The sequence below is a fragment of the uncultured Roseobacter sp. genome (assembly GCF_947495275.1).
Lineage (GTDB): Bacteria > Pseudomonadota > Alphaproteobacteria > Rhodobacterales > Rhodobacteraceae > Roseobacter.
This window is the reverse complement of record NZ_CANLYL010000002.1, coordinates 301,936-318,176: the sequence shown is the minus strand read 5'-3', so window position 1 is coordinate 318,176 and position 16,241 is coordinate 301,936. Positions and strand designations below refer to the sequence as shown.

14 protein-coding genes and 1 riboswitch are annotated in these 16,241 nt (G+C 60.7%); of the genes, 13 read left to right on the top strand and 1 reads right to left on the bottom strand.

The window, feature by feature from the left end:
- Genes cobN through cobJ form a run of 5 tightly spaced genes read left to right on the top strand, consistent with a single transcriptional unit; the run spans position 1 to position 6,524 of the window.
- Complete coding sequence (gene cobN / locus Q0802_RS04775; protein ID WP_298914344.1) at positions 1-3,291, top strand: cobaltochelatase subunit CobN; 3,291 nt, start codon at positions 1-3, stop codon at positions 3,289-3,291.
- Entirely contained in the window at positions 3,288-4,424 is a 1,137-nt protein-coding gene (gene cobG, locus Q0802_RS04770; protein ID WP_298914343.1) for a precorrin-3B synthase, read from the top strand. The genes cobN and cobG overlap by 4 nt, the downstream gene beginning before the upstream one ends.
- Positions 4,421-5,050, top strand: coding sequence for a precorrin-8X methylmutase (locus tag Q0802_RS04765; protein WP_298914340.1), 630 nt, complete (start codon positions 4,421-4,423; stop codon positions 5,048-5,050). Before cobG ends, Q0802_RS04765 begins: the two co-directional genes overlap by 4 nt.
- Positions 5,047-5,775: a precorrin-2 C(20)-methyltransferase gene (locus Q0802_RS04760; RefSeq protein WP_298914337.1), complete on the top strand. Its 729-nt coding sequence runs from the start codon at positions 5,047-5,049 to the stop codon at positions 5,773-5,775. The genes Q0802_RS04765 and Q0802_RS04760 overlap by 4 nt, the downstream gene beginning before the upstream one ends.
- Positions 5,772-6,524: a precorrin-3B C(17)-methyltransferase gene (cobJ, locus tag Q0802_RS04755; RefSeq protein ID WP_298914334.1), complete on the top strand. Its 753-nt coding sequence runs from the start codon at positions 5,772-5,774 to the stop codon at positions 6,522-6,524. Before Q0802_RS04760 ends, cobJ begins: the two co-directional genes overlap by 4 nt.
- Here cobJ and Q0802_RS04750 read toward each other — a convergent pair.
- Positions 6,497-7,252, bottom strand: coding sequence for a cobalt-precorrin-6A reductase (locus Q0802_RS04750; RefSeq protein ID WP_298914331.1), 756 nt, complete (start codon positions 7,250-7,252; stop codon positions 6,497-6,499). The genes cobJ and Q0802_RS04750 overlap by 28 nt on opposite strands.
- On the opposite strand from Q0802_RS04750, the gene cbiT reads away from it, so the two are divergent.
- The 8 genes from cbiT to Q0802_RS04710 all read left to right on the top strand — a co-directional run bounded on the left by cbiT (position 7,251) and on the right by Q0802_RS04710 (position 16,086).
- Positions 7,251-8,450: a precorrin-6Y C5,15-methyltransferase (decarboxylating) subunit CbiT gene (gene cbiT / locus Q0802_RS04745; RefSeq protein WP_298914329.1), complete on the top strand. Its 1,200-nt coding sequence runs from the start codon at positions 7,251-7,253 to the stop codon at positions 8,448-8,450. The genes Q0802_RS04750 and cbiT overlap by 2 nt on opposite strands.
- The gene (locus Q0802_RS04740; RefSeq protein WP_298914325.1) at positions 8,447-8,815 is read left to right on the top strand and encodes a cobalamin biosynthesis protein; all 369 of its coding nucleotides are present in this window, start codon (positions 8,447-8,449) and stop codon (positions 8,813-8,815) included. Before cbiT ends, Q0802_RS04740 begins: the two co-directional genes overlap by 4 nt.
- Entirely contained in the window at positions 8,812-9,606 is a 795-nt protein-coding gene (gene cobM / locus Q0802_RS04735) for a precorrin-4 C(11)-methyltransferase (RefSeq protein WP_298914322.1), read from the top strand. The genes Q0802_RS04740 and cobM overlap by 4 nt, the downstream gene beginning before the upstream one ends.
- Positions 9,599-10,918, top strand: a complete 1,320-nt coding sequence (locus Q0802_RS04730) for a cobyrinate a,c-diamide synthase (protein ID WP_298914319.1) — start codon at positions 9,599-9,601, stop codon at positions 10,916-10,918. Before cobM ends, Q0802_RS04730 begins: the two co-directional genes overlap by 8 nt.
- On the top strand, positions 10,915-11,634 hold the full coding sequence (cobA, locus tag Q0802_RS04725) for a uroporphyrinogen-III C-methyltransferase (RefSeq protein WP_298914317.1): 720 nt from the start codon (positions 10,915-10,917) through the stop codon (positions 11,632-11,634). Before Q0802_RS04730 ends, cobA begins: the two co-directional genes overlap by 4 nt.
- A 35-nt stretch (positions 11,635-11,669) precedes the next feature.
- A riboswitch (cobalamin riboswitch) is annotated at positions 11,670-11,851 on the top strand.
- Between the two features lie 56 nt (positions 11,852-11,907).
- Positions 11,908-12,585 (top strand): energy-coupling factor ABC transporter permease, encoded by a 678-nt coding sequence (locus Q0802_RS04720; RefSeq protein WP_298914315.1) that lies wholly within the window; start codon positions 11,908-11,910, stop codon positions 12,583-12,585.
- 65 nt (positions 12,586-12,650) lie between these two features.
- A complete protein-coding gene (gene cobF, locus Q0802_RS04715; RefSeq protein ID WP_298914313.1) occupies positions 12,651-13,391 on the top strand; it encodes a precorrin-6A synthase (deacetylating) in 741 nt (246 codons plus the stop codon).
- A 202-nt stretch (positions 13,392-13,593) separates the two neighbouring features.
- Positions 13,594-16,086: an EAL domain-containing protein gene (locus Q0802_RS04710; protein WP_298914310.1), complete on the top strand. Its 2,493-nt coding sequence runs from the start codon at positions 13,594-13,596 to the stop codon at positions 16,084-16,086.
- The last annotated feature ends 155 nt before the right edge of the window (positions 16,087-16,241 follow it).

The window sequence follows — 16,241 nt, the reverse complement described above, 5'->3', positions numbered from 1 at the left end:
ATGCACGTCGTTTTCCGCGAAAGCCACGGGTTGGAGGAAACCGAGACGCCGACGGATTTGGGCCAGAGCCCTGCCGATCTGGTGGTCTTGTCGTTTTCCGACAGTGACCTTGGCGCTTTTGCGGAAGGCTGGCGGCGCGGCGGCGGGCCGGAGGGGCGCTTGCCCAGCCTGCGGTTGGCCAATCTGGTGGCCCTCAAACACCCCCTGTCGGTCGACACCTATGTGGCGCAGACGCTGGAGGGGGCAAAGGGCATTCTGATCCGGCTCATCGGCGGCGTGCCTTACTGGTCCTACGGGTTGCAGCAGGTCCGCGCACTGGCCCAGCGCCGCGGCATCGCGCTGGCCGTTCTGCCAGCGGACGGGCGCGTCGATACCCGGCTGGACGCATTCGCCACCCTGCCGGTCTCCACCCTGCGCCGGTTGAGCCATCTGTGCGATACCGGCGGCATCGTCGCGGCACAGGCAGCCCTTGCACAGCTTGCACTCGCCGCAGGGCTTTATGCCGGACCGGTCAAAGGCGCCAAGACCCTGCCAACCGTCGGCGCCTGGACACCGGCGCACGGTGTGACCTGCCCCGCCTTTGCGCAAAAACCAGATCAAAAACCGCGCATCCTTGTGACCTTCTACCGCTCCTATCTGGTGGCCGCCGATCTGGCCCCGGTCGAGGCGCTGTTCGCGGCGTTCGAGGCGCGCGGCTATGAGCCGCTTGGCCTTTTTGCGCCCTCGCTCAAGGCCCCGCAGGCGGCGGGCTGGCTCCGCCGTCAGGTTGCGCACCTGGCACCGGCGGCGATTGTGAATGCCACCGCTTTCAGCGGCAAGGGCGAGGACGGGACATCGCCGCTGGACGCCGCAGACGTGCCGGTGTTTCAGGTGGCGCTCGCCACATCCACGCGCAAGGCCTGGGCCGAAGCGGAACGGGGTCTGTCCCCGGCGGATCTGGCCATGCATGTGGTGCTGCCGGAAGTGGACGGGCGGATCATGGGCGGTGTCGTCTCCTTCAAGGAGCCGGGTGTGCGGGATGCCCATCTGGAATACGCGCGCTTTGCCCATGCGGCGGAAACCGAGCGGGTCGAAGCGGTTGCGGCCCGCGTGCACGGCTGGCTGGAACTGGCGCGCAAACCCGCAGGTGACCGCCATGTCGCCCTGCTGCTCTCCACCTATCCGGGCAAGGACTGGAACATGGGCCACGCCGTGGGCCTAGATGCCCCGGCCTCCGCACAGGCGATTTTGGCGGATCTGCGCGGGCATGGATATGACATACCATCTGTGCACGGATGTCATACGCAAATCATACAAGGGGTTTGCCGCTGGGATCTGGCCTCCTATCGCATCGCACTGGCCCGCCTGCCGGAGGTTTTGCGCCGCGATCTTGAGACCGTCTGGGGCCCGCCCGAAGACGACCCGATGGTCTGCGACGGCGCGTTTGAGTTCCCGGTCAGCCAAGTGGGAAAGGCCCTGATCGCGCTGCAACCGGAACGCGGCAGGGCGGCCCAGCGGGTCGATGACTACCACGATCTGTCGCGCACCCCGCGCCACCGCTATGTGGCCTTCTATCTCTGGCTTCAAAGCCGCGTGGATGCGCTGGTTCACATCGGCGCACATGGCACGCTGGAATGGCTTCCCGGAAAATCCGTCGCGTTATCAGCTACTTGCTGGCCGGAGGTATTGACCGGCGCGCTGCCGGTCATCTATCCGTTCATCGTCAACGATCCCGGCGAGGCGGCACAGGCCAAAAGGCGCATCGGCGCGGTCACGCTGGGCCATATCCCGCCGCCCCTGCGCCCCAGCGACACCCCTGAACGGCTGGTCCGACTGGAGGCGCTGCTGGATGAGTTTTCCAATGCCGACGGGCTGGACCCGCGCCGCCGCGACCGGTTGCAGGACGATATCCGTGCTGAGGCGCAAGCCCTTGGTGTAGAACAGGATTTAGGGCTGGAGCAGGCCAGTTGCAGTGCCGAGGCCATCACCCGTATCGACCGCTTTGTCTGCGACATCAAGGAAAGCCAGTTCGGCGAAGGGTTGCACATCTGGGGCAGATCTCCGCCCGGTAAGACAGGCTTTGATACGCAGACATCGGCGCAGTCTGAACGCAGCGCCCTGCTGGCGGCGCTGGACGGGCAGCGGATCGCGGCCGGTCCCTCCGGCTCCCCCTATCGCGGCCGCACGGATGTGCTGCCCACGGGCCGCAACCTCTACACCACCGATCCGCGCGCCGTACCCACACGCGCGGCCCATGCTCAGGGGGTCCGGCTGGCGGAAGAGCTGGTGCGGCGGCATTTACAGGATTCGGGCGACTGGCCCCGGGGGCTGATTGTCGATCTTTGGGGCTCGGCCACCATGCGCACGGCTGGCGAGGATTTTGCCATGGCGCTGCACCTGCTGGGGGTGCGGCCTGTCTGGGATGCAGGATCGGAGCGCGTCTCCGGCGTTGAGGTGTTGCCAATCACCGAATTGGACCGCCCGCGCCTCGACGTAACTTTGCGTGTCTCCGGGCTGTTCCGCGATGTGTTTCCAACCCTGTCCTCGCTATTTTCTCAAGCAATACGGGCACTTGCGGCGCGCGATGAGGCCCCTGACTGGAACCCGTATGTGGAAGGGTCCGATCTTGCCCGCGTCTTCGGTCCGGCCCCGGGCAGCTTTGGCGTGGGCATGACAGATGCCGCCCAGACTTTCACAGAAGCAGGCCGCAAAGCTGCCGGGGAGGCTTGGCTGCGCGCCAGTGCCTGGGCGCTAGAGGGCGATGACGCTCAGCGAAATGAGGCCGGAATTCGCAGGCGCGTCGCACAAGCCGACAGTTTCGTGCACGCGCAGGATCTGCCGGAAACCGATCTGTTGCTGGCCGCGGACTATGCCGCACATGAGGCCGGGTTTGCGGCAGCACAGGCGATCACGGGGGGCAAGGCCGCCCTTTATCATCTGGATAACACGGACCCCACCCGCCCCCGTGCGCGCGCCCTGCCGGAAGAGATCGCGCGTGTCGTTCAGGCCCGCGCCGCGAACCCCGCTTGGATCAACGGCATGCGCAATCACGGCTTCCGAGGTGCCGCGGAAATTGCCGCAACGCTCGATCACATGGCCGCTTTCGCCCATCTGGCCGGGGCGGTTTCCCCGCATCTTTTTGACCTCTACCATGATGCCACAATCGGGCACGCGGATACCGATCAATTCCTGCAAGACGCCAACCCCGAGGCCCGCGAAGCCATGGTGCAGCGGTTTGCCGAATTACATGCCGCAGGCTTGTGGCAAACGCGCCGGAATTCGATCCTTGCCAGCCTCGAGGCCGCTCAGTGACCGGGCGCCCATCGGTCAAGGGCTGGTGCCCCGGCGCTTTCCGCCCCATGCAATCGGGCGACGGGTTGATCGTGCGCGTGCGCCCGTTTTTGGCACGCTTGACCGCTGCGCAAATGCTTGGGCTGTGTGACCTCGCAGACACATATGGAAACGGCTTTATTGATCTGACCAATCGCGCAAACCTGCAAATTCGCGGTGTCGCGGATGGCGGTTTCGACACTGTGCTGGACGGGTTGAACGCGTTGGGGCTTTTGGATGAAACCCCGGAACTGGAAGCGCGCAGAAATATCATTGTCTCGCCCTTTTGGGAAAATGACGGCGAGACCGCCCGCGTCGCGCGCGCGCTTTTGCAGGCGCTTCCAGACCTGCCAGAGCTGCCCGCCAAATTCGGTTTTGCGGTCGATCTGGAACCGGAGCGCGTATTGCAAAACGCTTCAGCCGACATTCGGATCGAGCGATATGACCAAGGCAGTCTGGTGCGCGCTGACGGGGCGATCAAAGGATTGCCCGTGGCCAGAGGAGAGGAGATCGCAGCCGTTCTGGAACTGGCCGAGTGGTTTGTGGCCAACCGCACAGCCGACAACCGACGCATGGCGCATGTTCTGTCGCACAGGTCATTGCCGGAAAGCTGGCAGCTTTGCGCGCCGAGAGCCGCGTCCCCGCAACCCCAACCCGGTCAGCACCCGCCAGGAACGCTGGTGGGCGCGGCTTTTGGTCAAATGCATGTCGAAACGCTGGCCCGGTTGATACAGCAAAACGGCGTGCCAGCCATCCGCCTGACGCCTTGGCGCTTGCTTCTGCTGGAAGGTGTTCAGGCAAGAAACCTCGATGGTTTTGTCACCCACCCCGACGATCCCTTGTTGAAGATCGACGCCTGCCCCGGCGCACCTTTCTGTGCCAGCGCAACGGTGAAAACACGTGAACTCGCGCGCCGTCTCGCGCCCAGCATCAGCGGCAGCCTGCATATATCGGGCTGCGCCAAGGGATGTGCAAGAAAATCCGCCGCAGATACGGTTTTTGTCGGCAATTCCGGTGGATTTGACCTTGTTCGCAATGGGCATGCGTGGGATGCCCCGGAAAAATCAGGGCTGCGGCCCGACGACACTCTGGCAGAATTGGCGAGCCATCCATGAGTTATAGCTACGAAACAGACGGGGCGGCGATCTATCAGCAGTCTTTCGCGACGATCCGGGCCGAAGCAAACCTCGGGCGTTTCACAAAAGATGAAGAACAAATCGCCGTGCGCATGATCCATGCAGCCGGTCTGGTGGGGCTGGAAGACGACATCCGGTTTTCCCCGGGTTTTGCGGATACCGCACGGGCGGCGTTGCAGGCGGGTGCACCGATCTTATGTGACGCGCGTATGGTCAGCGAAGGTGTGACGCGCCCGCGCCTGCCTGCAAACAACGAGGTCATTTGCACCCTGCATGATGACGGTGTCCGCGATCTGGCTGCGAAAATGCAAAACACCCGATCCGCCGCGGCCCTTGAATTGTGGCGGCCACATCTGAGCGGCGCATTGGTCGCCATCGGCAACGCGCCGACGGCACTGTTTCACCTGCTCAACATGCTGCAGGATCCCGCCTGCCCACGCCCTGCCGCCATCATCGGATGCCCGGTCGGCTTTGTGGGTGCGATGGAAAGCAAAGAGGCGCTTTGGACCGATCAACCGGTGCCCTGTTGCATCGTTCAAGGACGGTTGGGCGGCAGTGCGATTACCGTGGCCGCCATCAATGCCATCGCGAGCCGCGCGGAATGAGTTCGGGGACCCTTCACGGTGTGGGTCTGGGCCCGGGCGATCCCGATCTGATGAGCGTGCGCGCGGACAGGTTGCTACGTGACGCGCGCCACGTGGCGTTTTTTCGCAAAGCAGGCAGGTCCGGGCAAGCACGCCGCATTGTCAACGGGATGCTGCGCGCTGATGTGGTTGAATTTCCGATGGAATACCCGGTCACCACGGAAATCCCGGTGACCGATCCAGGCTATAACGCTGCCTTGTCCGATTTCTATTCTGACTGCACACGGCACTTGCGCGGCTTGCTTGATGGCGGCGAGGACGTCGTGGTGCTTTGTGAAGGAGACCCCTTCTTTTTCGGCTCTTTCATGCATCTCTATACACGGCTGAAAAACCATGTGCCGGTTCAGGTTGTGCCTGCCATCAGCGGCATGTCAGCGGCCTGGACAGCCACGGGGCAACCGGTCACCTGGGGTGACGACATCCTGACCGTTCTGATGGGCACCCTGCCCGGCGACATTCTGGCCGAACGCATGGCGCAAAGTGACGCGGTCGTGGTGATGAAAATAGGCAGGCACTTTGACAAGGTGAAATCGGCGCTGAAGCAGGCCGGAAAATTCGACGACGCCTGGCTCGTTGAATATGCCAGCATGCCCAATCAATCCGTGCAGAAACTGGCAGAGGCCGGTGACAGGATCACGCCTTACTTCTCCATCATCGTGGTGCACGGTCAGGGACGCCGACCATGAGCGGCTGGCTGGTCATTGCAGGGCTTGGGCCGGGCCGTGATGATCTGATCACGCCGGAGGTTAGCAAAGCGCTGGCTGAGGCCACGGATATTGTCGGCTACATTCCTTATGTCGCCCGCGTGACACAGCGTGCTGGTCTGGAGTTGCATGCAAGCGATAACCGGGTCGAGATTGACCGGTCTCGCCATGCGTTGGAAATGGCGGCGGCGGGACGGCGTGTGGTTGTGGTCTCTTCGGGCGACCCGGGCGTTTTCGCCATGGCTGCCGCTGTTTTTGAGGCGGTTGAGGCAGGACCGGACCAGTGGCGCGATCTGGAGATCACCGTGGCACCGGGCATCACCGCCATGCTGGCTGCGGCGGCACAGGCCGGTGCGCCACTGGGGCATGATTTTTGCGCCATCAACCTTAGCGATAATCTGAAACCCTGGGCCGTGATCGAAAAGCGTTTGCGGTTGGCCGTTGAAGCCGATTTCGCCATGGCCTTTTACAATCCGCGCTCGAAATCGCGCCCCGAAGGCTTTGCGAAAACGCTGGACATCCTGAAAGCCGCCTGTGGCGATGCCCGCCCGGTGATCTTTGCGCGCGCCGTCACAACACCTGACGAAGATATACGCGTTGTTCCGCTGCCGGAGGCACAACCGGAAATGGCCGATATGCGCACGATGGTTATCGTGGGGTCTTCGGCCACGCGGATCATCGAGCGAAAGGGAGCGCCCATCGTCTACACCCCCAGATCGGTGACCCCGTGATGCAGCCAGTGCAAAACCGCCTCGGGGCTATGAACCTCCAGACGTCGCGGAACCGGCGGTCGGTCGATCATGATGACCGGCACAGCCAATCTGCGCGCTGCGGCGATTTTGGCGTAAGCACCTGTGCCACCGGAATTTTTGGACACAACCCGCGAAATCCGATGCTCCCGCATCAGCGCAAGGTCACTGTCACTATCGAAGGGTCCACGATCCACAAGAACATGGTGGTCCGGGAAGGGCGGCGGCTCCTGCGGTGGATCAACAAGCCGCAGAAGATAGAAATGCTGCGGGTTCGGCGCGAAATCAGCCAGATGCATGCGCCCGATGGCCAGCATCACCCGCTCCGGCGGGCCATGAAGGGTGGCAACCGCCTCGGGAATATCGCGCACATGGGTCCAGCTATCTCCGACCACGCTGCACCAGGGTGCACGGGTCAAAGCCGTAAGCGGGATGTCGGTGCGCGCGCAGGCCTCAACCGCATTGAAACTCATTTGTGCGGCGAAAGGATGGGTTGCATCGACCACATGGGTTATCTTTTCGGACCGCAGAAAGGCCACAAGACCGTCCACCCCGCCAAACCCGCCCACCCGCTGGGGCAGCGGTTGACGGACGGGTCGCGCAACGCGCCCGGCAAAGGAAACGGTGCCGCGAACGCCCTGTGCCGCCAGCACGCAACACAGCGCGGTAGCTTCGGTTGTGCCGCCGAGAACAAGCAGGTTTGGTGCCATGTCTGAGGCTCCTTGGGTGACCATAATCGGTTTGGGCGAAGATGGCCTCAATGGCCTGCCACCTGCAAGCCAATCCGCCCTGAGCGCTGCAGAAATCGTGATGGGTCCGCCCCGCCACCTTGCGCTGCTGGGCAGCTTGCCATGCCAAACCATTGAATGGCCCGTACCTTTTGCCGATGGCATTGATATGTTGCTGGGGTTGCGCGGTCGGCAGGTCGTGGTTCTGGCCTCTGGCGATCCGTTCTGGTTCGGGGCTGGCGCGACTCTTGCCCGCCATCTGGCGGATGGTGAATGGATCAGCCTGCCCGCGCCGTCGACCTTTTCCCAGGTGGCGAACCGCATGGGATGGTCGCTTGAAAAGACACCCTGCTTTGGCCTGCATGCAGCACCTTTAACACGTTTGCGCCCGTCACTGGCGCAAGGCGCAAAAATGATCGTGCTGCTGCGTGACGGGCCCGCCGTTGAAGCATTATGTTCATATTTGGCGCACGAGACCTTTGGTGCTGCCACCCTGACCGTTTTCGAAGCGCTCGGCGGTCCGAGGGAATGCGTGACCACTTTCAAAGCCGATGCGGGGGTGCCGAAACCCTTCACCCACCCGGTATGCGTCGCTGTTGACATCGCAGGCGAGGGTCAGGCGATGCCTCTGGCCAGCGGCCGTGCGGATGAGTGGTTTGAAAGTGATGGTCAGATGACCAAACGCCCGGTGCGCGCCATGACCCTCTCTGCGCTGGCGCCGCGCCCGTTTGAGCATCTTTGGGACATTGGCGGCGGGTCCGGTTCGATTGCGATTGAATGGCTGCTGAGCCACATATCGCTTCGGGCAACCTGCGTTGAACCACGCGCGGACCGCGCAGCGCGCATCAAAAGCAACGCGGAACGATTGGGTGTGGACCGGTTGAAAACCATCACGGGACACGCGCCCGAGGCCCTCAAAAACCTGCAAGACCCGCAGGCAGTTTTTATTGGCGGCGGGTTGAGCCATGAACTGCTAGACTGGTTGCAATCGAACCTGTCGTCCGGCACGCGTCTCGTGGCAAATGCCGTGACGCTGGAAAGCGAAGCTTTGGTGCTGGGCGCGCAGACTCGGCTGGGGGGTGAACTGCTCCGGCTGGATTTGTCCCGGTCCGAACCCTTGGGTCCGCGACGCGGCTGGAAAGCCAGCTACCCCATCGTACAATGGAGCGTGACCCTATGATTGTTGCCGGATTTGGATTTCGCAAAGACGCCTCCCTGGGCAGTCTGACCGATGCATTTGAACGCGCCTGCGTGGACGTGATGCCCGAATGTATCGCCGCACCCGATGACAAAGCCATAAGGCAAGTGTTTCGCCTCTTTTCCGAGGAGATCGGCGTGCCTGTCAGGAGCATCCCCGCAGATCTTCTGGAACAACAATCCACCGTGACCCAATCGCTGAAATCCATCGTGGAGCGCAACATCGGATCCGTGGCCGAAGCCGCCGCTCTGGCCGCTGCCGGACCTGGGGCGCAATTGATGACCGCAAGACATATCTCCGCAGACAAACTGGCGACCTGTGCGCTCGCCGTGAAAGAGAAATCATGACCGTTCACTTCATTGGCGCCGGACCCGGCGCACCGGACCTGCTGACCCTGCGCGGGCGAGACATCATCGCCGCCTGCCCTGTGTGCCTTTACGCCGGGTCCCTTGTGCCCGAAGCGATTCTGCAACACTGCCCGGAGGGCGCGGAGATTGTGAACACCGCCGCGATGAGCCTTGATGACATCATCGAAGCGATGCGCGCAGCCCATGCCAACGGCAAGGATGTGGCGCGTCTGCATTCGGGCGATCTCTCGGTCTGGTCGGCCATGGGCGAACAGATGCGCAGGTTGCGGGGTGCGGGCATCCCGGTCTCCGTAACCCCTGGTGTGCCTTCCTTTGCGGCGGCGGCGGCAGCACTTGGGTCCGAACTCACGTTGCCGGGTCTGGCGCAATCGGTGGTTCTGACCCGCACTCCTGGGCGTGCGTCGTCGATGCCTGCCGGGGAGACGCTGACGAATTTCGCCGCAACCGGGGCAACGCTGGCGATCCACCTGTCGGTGCAGAACCTGACCCGTGTGATCGCCGATCTGTCGCCCGCCTATGGTCCTGAGTGTCCCGTTGCCGTGGTCTACCGGGCAAGCTGGCCTGACGAACAGATCATCAAGGGCACGCTCTCGGATATCGCTAGCAAGATGGATGACGGTATATCCCGCACCGCACTGATCCTAGTGGGTCCGGCAATTGGTGGTGAAGGATTTGACGAAAGCTGCCTTTATGCGGCCGATTACGACCGGCGATACCGGCCCCAATCGGCGCAAAGTCCCTGGGCAAGCTGGAGCCACGGCGATGACTGATATGCCCGGCATCATGATTTCCGCGCCGTCTTCAGGCACCGGCAAAACAACCGTCATGCTGGGCCTTCTGCGGGCCTTGGCCGATGACGGATTGCACGTGCAGCCTTTCAAATCGGGGCCGGACTACATTGATCCGGCCTTTCATCACGCGGCCAGCGGGCGCGCGTCCTTCAACCTCGACACCTGGGCCATGGGCGAGGATCTGCTTGGGGCGATCTGCGATCAGGCAAAAGGGGCCGAGATTTGTGTCGCCGAAGGGTCGATGGGTCTTTATGACGGTGTCGCCACGCGCGGACAAAGCGGTTTTGGCAGCAGTGCGGAGACCGCGCAGCGTTTGGGCTGGCCGGTCGTGCTGATCGTGGATGTCAGCGGGCAGGCGCAATCAGCTGCAGCCACGGCACTCGGGTTTCAGGCCTACAACCCTGATGTTCCCTTTGCCGGTGTAATCCTGAACCGTTGTGCCTCGCCGCGTCATGAACGGCTGGCGCGTCGTGGTATGGAACAGGCGGGCATCACCGTTCTGGGCGTTCTGCCCCGGCGCGGCGATCTGACCTTGCCGGAACGCCACCTCGGTCTGATACAGGCGGTCGAGCACCCCGATCTTGACGCGGCAATTGCCGGATATGCGGATTTTCTGAGAGAGCACGTGGATATTGCAGCGATCAAGGCTGCCGCAAGAGGGCAAATACCCGCACACGCGCGCGCACGCCTCCCGAAGCCACCGGCACAGCGGATTGCGCTGGCTCGGGACGCCGCTTTTTCCTTCACCTATCCGCATTTGCTCGAAGGTTGGCGCGCCCATGGTGCCGAAATCCTGCCGTTCTCGCCACTTGCCAATGAAGCTCCCGATGCAGAGGCGGATCTTGTCTGGTTGCCGGGTGGATACCCGGAACTGCATGGTGGCACTCTGGCTGCGGCGGAAACCTTCAAATCCGGCCTTGCGAAACACGCTGAAACCCGACCCGTTCACGGCGAATGCGGCGGCTATATGGCTCTGGGTGAAGCGCTGATCGACAAAGAGGGCACGCGCCATCAAATGGCCGGATTGCTGGGTCTGGTCACCAGCTACGAAAAACGTAAGTTCCACCTTGGATACCGGCGCGCGGTTCTCGAAGCACCCTTGCCCGGCCACGAGCCGGGTGCGGCCCTGCGCGGTCATGAATTCCACTATTCCACCATCCTCGAACAACCTGATGCGCCCCTCGCGCGTGTGGCCGATGCGGATGGTAATGCCGTTCCCGAGACAGGCTCGCATCGCGGCCATGTCACGGGCACGTTTTTCCACCTGATCACGGCTGAGGAAGCCCAATGACCGGTTTTGTGAGTTTCGTCGGTTCCGGCCCCGGGGATCCGGAATTGCTGACCCTCAAGGCGGTGGACCGGCTGAAACGCGCGGATGCGGTGCTTTTTGATGATCTGTCCTCCGGTCCGATCCTCAGCCACGCCCGCTCCGGCGCTGATCTGGTCGGTGTCGGCAAACGCGCGGGCAGACCCTCGCCGAAACAGCATCACGTCAGCCGTCTTCTGGTGGAATATGCGCAGATGGATCAACGGGTCGTGCGCCTGAAATCCGGCGATAGCGGTCTCTTTGGCCGTCTCGAAGAAGAGCTTGTCGCGCTGCGCGAGGCAGGCATTCCTTACGAGATCATCCCCGGCATCCCGTCGGCCTGCGCCGCGGCCGCCGCCGCGGGCATCCCCCTGACGCGTCGCCTGACCGCGCGTCGCGTGCAGTTTGTGACCGGCCACGATGTGAGCGGGCAATTGCCTGAGGACCTTGATCTGCGCGCGCTGGCGGACCCTTCTGCCTCCACGGTGGTTTTCATGGGCAAGCGCACTTTTCCCAAATTGCTCGATGCGCTCACCGACAAGGGGCTGCCCGCCGATACACCCGCGATTCTCGCCGAGAGCGTCAGCGGACCCGATCAGACGATCATACGCACCACAGTTTCCGAATTGGCGCGAAATCTGGCGCAGGAAATCAGCGATAAACCCGCCCTGATCCTCTATGGGCCGTTTGCCGAGAGTTGAAAGTCGTTTTTTTGCTTGTTCGGGCGCGATCATCGGGGATAGGACTAAAGGACGGTGCTACATTCTGTGGCTGAAAAGGGAATTGGGTGAAAGGCCCGGACTGCCCCCGCAACTGTAAGCGGCAAGCGCAACGGATGACCCACTGGCCAAAGGCTGGGAAGGACCCGCGCGCAGTGACCCGCAAGTCAGGAGACCTGCCGTTCCGAAAGATAATCCCCCCGTGTTCGCACGGACCAAGCGCTGCCGGAGGGGCAGCAGAGAAAGGACGCAAACATGCATATCGAACCGGGTGTCGTAGACGGGGCCAAAATGGCTTTTGCCTATGCAACAGCAGCAGGTGCCGCCGGATATACGGCCAAACTGGCGCTGAGCGATCTTGCCAAGAGCAACATCGGCTCGTTCGCGGCGCGCACCGCCATGGCCACCATCGGCACATTTATCTTCTTTGAGGTTCTGCCGCATTTCCCGGTTGGCGTCTCCGAAGTGCACTTCATCCTGGGAACAACGCTGTTTTTGCTAATGGGTGCCGCACCTGCCGCCCTGGGCCTTGCCTTGGGCCTGTTGATCCAGGGCACGTTCTTCGCGCCCAGCGATATGCCGATGTTCTTCGTCAATGTGACCACCCTGCTTGTCCCGCTCTTTGCCATGCACGCAGTGGCCAGCCGGTTCGTCCCCGAAGACAAAGCCTATGTCGATCTGGCCTATTCGGACGTTTTGAAGCTGTCCGGCCTTTATCAGGGTGGCGTTGTGGCATGGGTCGCCTTCTGGGCGTTCTACGGTCAGGGCATCGGTGCCGAAACATTCCAGTCCGTGTTGACCTTCGGTCTCGCTTACATGCTTGTCGTGCTGATTGAACCCATCGCTGACCTGGCGGTTCTGGCAGGCGCGAAGACACTGCGTTCCAAATCCATATCCGGTCTGTTCACGCAGCGCCTCTACACCGCAGCCTGATCGTCACGTAAATCACGGTCCCGGATCCCCAGGCGGGGTCCGGGATTTTCTTTGGGAAATTCAGAGTGATCGACACCCTTTGGCTCATCGGTATTGGCACTGGTTCCCCGGCCCACGTCACCGGGGAAGGCATGGCCGCTATTCGCGATGCGTCGGTCATCCTGATGCCGCACAAAGGACAGGGGAAAGACGATCTGGCCGAGTTGCGTCACCGGATTATCAAAGCCAGTGGCTCAGAGGCCGTGATTGTGCCGTTTGACTATCCGCTTCGGGATGAAACCCTGCCTTATCTGGAACGGGTCGAAAGTTGGCATGATGAAATTGCGAAGAGATGGCACGCAGCCTCAGACAAAAACACACCACCGGGGCCCGTCGCATTGCTGGTCTGGGGCGATCCGTCGCTCTATGACAGCACGTTACGCATAGCCCAGAGACTAGTCCCGAAACCAGAAATCCGCGTTTTCCCCGGCATTACATCTATTCAGGCCCTCACCGCAGCGCATGCGATACCCCTGAATGATATCAATGGACCCATCCACATCACAACGGGCAGGCGCCTGCGCGACGAAGGCTGGCCCGAAGGCGTCGAGCGGGTCGTTGTCATGCTGGATGGTGAAGCGGGATTCCAGCAGTTCCAATCAGAAGACATGATGATCTGGTGGGGCGCTTATCTAGGCATGCAAGAACAAATTCTGGATCGCGGGCATATTTCTGAAGCCGCCGAAAGGATTGTCGCCACCCGCGAGGAAGCGCGCGCACGGCACGGCTGGATTATGGATACCTATTTGCTAAGCCGAAATGCCTGAAAACAAGCTCACTTGGCGCCCTCTGACAGGGATGCGTCGGTGATCGCACCTCTACACATCTTTCGGCAGGCGCATCCGCAAAGAACTTCTGATTGACAGCCAGAATTGGCGCAAAAGAACAAAACAGTTAGACTTTTAAGTGATAACTGGACCTTAAATCCCACGCCTTATGACCTCATGCAGGTCCGTGAAAAGGGGCGTGATGCATCATAGATCGAACATCAGTCCGGGTTTGGCCATAAGCCCGCTTGTCGATGCGTTGACCGTCCCGGCGTTTTATGTTGGGGCGGATTTCCATGTTGTTTGCACAAATCATCTGTTCCGATCTCTTTTTGCAGGCAATGCGCCAGCACCCCTTCAGGGGGCAGATGCGCGCAGCCTGCTGACAGCATCGTCACCTGACGAGGTCTCGGAAATAGTGGCTCAGATGCAGGCCTGCGACGGGCTGCCGATCCACACATGTATCAATGCTGGCGACACATCACATCACTTTTCAATAACCCCCTTGCAAGACGGTCATGACAACTCGACCGGTTTTCTATTTCAGCAGGCGCATACGCCGTCAAACATGCAGCAGCCCGATGCCCCGGACGCAGAGGAAGCGCCGTGGAAATTCGCTTTGGCCTGCGCAAACCAAGGTGTCTGGGACCATGATTTCGAGCGTGGACGGCATCGCTTGTCCCCGGAATGGCGCGCGCTCCGCGGCCTTGAAGTGGATGAAGCCGCTCCCGAGACAACCGAAGATTGGCTAAAGACCATTCACCCACAGGACCTGGACCACATCAAAGAAGAGCTGCAACGTCTGGAGTCCGGGGAAACCGATATCATCAACTACAAATTCCGGCAGCGCCATACTGAAGGGCATTGGATTTGCATCCTGAGCTGTGGCCGCGTGGTGCGCCGCGATGCGCAGGGGCAGCCTGCACGAATTGTCGGCACTGATACAGACATCACCGATATCAAGACGGTGCAGATGGAATGGCTCAGGATGGCCGAGCGTCTGGATGTTGCAATGGAAGCGGCCGAGATGGGACGTTGGGAGTTTCACGTGAACACCAACGAAGCTTTCTGGGACGACAGGTTGCTTAAGATGTTCAGTATCACGGACGGCAAAAACAGGCGTGATGGCGACGACTGGGCCAATTTCATCCATCCGGATGATCGCGAAGCTACCCTTGCATATGCTGAAGAGTGTCTTGAGCGGCAGGTAGACGTTGCTTATGACTACCGGCATTTAGCGCCCGACGGATCAATTCGCTACATCCGTAGTCGTGGTAAATATGTGGACGATGTGCAGACCGGCCCGCGTTACTATGGGGTGAATTTTGACGTCACAAACGACCATGAGCGAGCCCAGGAGCTGGAGCAGGCACGGCTGAGACTTGAGCATGAGAGCAGGCATGATGCGTTGACCGGTCTGGCAAATCGCCGGCACCTTGATCAGATTTATACTGAACACAGCAAAAAAGCTCACAAACATCCATCGAAAATGGCTGTGCTGCACTTCGATATCGATCACTTTAAGCAGATCAATGACACATTGGGACATGATGCGGGCGACGCCACGTTGAAGCATGCCGCCGATATACTGCAACGCAATACGCCGGATTCCGCTCTTGTATCCCGCGTGGGCGGCGACGAATTCGTCGCATTCTTCATTGATGCACCCCCTAAGGATATCCTGACGGATATTGCAGAAAAGATCATCGCCGATATGTCAGCGCCTTATTATTACGGCGTACAGCAATGCAACATTGGCACAAGCATTGGCATTGCAGTCTCACCCGTACATCAGGACGCAAACAGCAATCTGTTCATTGACGCAGATCTTGCCTTGTATGAGGCCAAGAAAGCCGGGCGGGGTCGGTACCGGTTCTACAACAGCAAGATGAAGGAAGAGGCGCGTCGGCGCAAAAACTCTTTCGACGCCCTGCTGGCCGGGTTCGATCAGGGTGAAATCACCTGCCATTACCAGCCCCAATTCGATGCAAAAACACTTGAGCTCACGGGTATGGAAGCGCTGGTCAGGTGGGAAAGCGCCGATTTTGGTTTGATAATGCCAAATGAGTTCCTCCAGACGGCGGAAGATATGGGGCTGCTTGCACAATTTGATGAACTCGTGTTGCACCAAGCGCTGCGTGACATGGAAAGCTGGGAAGCGCGTGGTTTGGACATTCCCAAGGTTTCAGTGAACGTGTCTTCACACCGGCTGAATGATCCCGGTCTTGCCGACAGACTTGGGAAGCTGGATCTGCCAACGGGACGGCTCTCGTTCGAATTACTGGAATCTGCCTTCCTGGACGCCCAAAATGACGTTATCGACCGAAACCTCTCGCTGATAGGCGAGCTTGGCATCGAGGTCGAAATTGATGATTTTGGGAGCGGTCACGCTTCAATTGCAAGCCTGCTTCAAATCGCGCCAAAAAGATTGAAGGTCGACCGCACGCTGGTGCAGCCAATCGTCGGCTCCAAGCGTCAGCAAAAACTTGTGAGAACAATTATCGACATAGGCAAAATGCTGAACATTGATGTCATCGCCGAGGGTGTCGAGACCACCGCCCACGTCGCCATACTACAGAAACTCGGTTGTTGCTATCTGCAAGGCTATGGACTGGCACATCCGATGAGTGCGGATGCGGTTACCGATTTCGTGACAGATCTGCGCAGTAGCAATGGTCGCATGATGATCGGATAGGCAAACGCGAAGCTGAAATTGTTCGTGGCCCTAAGACGCCCCATCGCAGAGCACTGTCCGTGTGTTTGATCCGAAGACGACGGTTACCAGAGATGCTTGGTTCACACCCATAGCAGTTGAATTTTGCAACCCTGCCATCGAGCTGCTCTGAAGTC